Here is a 544-nt window from a genome sequence, read left to right on the forward strand (position 1 = left end):
CTTCGCCGCCGACATCGGCCTCGTGCTCGGTCAGACCGCGACGGCCGAGAAGTCCAATGAGATCACGGCGATTCCCGAACTGCTGGCGACGCTGGCGCTCGAGGGCTGTGTCGTCACCCTTGACGCGATGGGCACCCAGACCGGTATTGCGAAGGCGATTCGTAAAGGCGGCGCCGACTACGTGTTGTGCGTGAAAGACAACCATCCCAAGCTCGTCGAATCCCTCTTGCTCGCCCAGGCCGGCGTGGGGGGCGCACTGAGGGCAAGTTCCGCAACGGAGAGCCGCGAGGACGGCCACGGTCGAACGGAAGTGCGACGTTGCTGGGCGTTCGACGCGGTCGATCGCCTCCACAAGGCCGACCAGTGGCCTGATCTGAAGAGCTTCGCGATCATCGAGCGCGAGCGGCGCGTCGGCGCAAAGATCAGCTGTGAGCGGCGCTACTACATCAGCTCCTTGCCTGCGGACGCCGTACGGATTGCGCATGCGGTGCGCCGCCACGGGGAAATCGAAAACCGCCTTCATTGGTGCCTCGACGTCCAGTTC

Annotated in this window: 1 protein-coding gene; it reads left to right on the forward strand. The window is 64.7% G+C overall.

Annotated elements, in window-relative coordinates:
- On the forward strand, nucleotides 1-544 hold a 544-nt coding region (locus L6Q67_RS24345), incomplete at both ends, for an ISAs1 family transposase (RefSeq protein ID WP_296576349.1).

Origin of the sequence: Zoogloea sp., assembly GCF_023150065.1 — a bacterium.
Taxonomy (GTDB): domain Bacteria; phylum Pseudomonadota; class Gammaproteobacteria; order Burkholderiales; family Rhodocyclaceae; genus Zoogloea.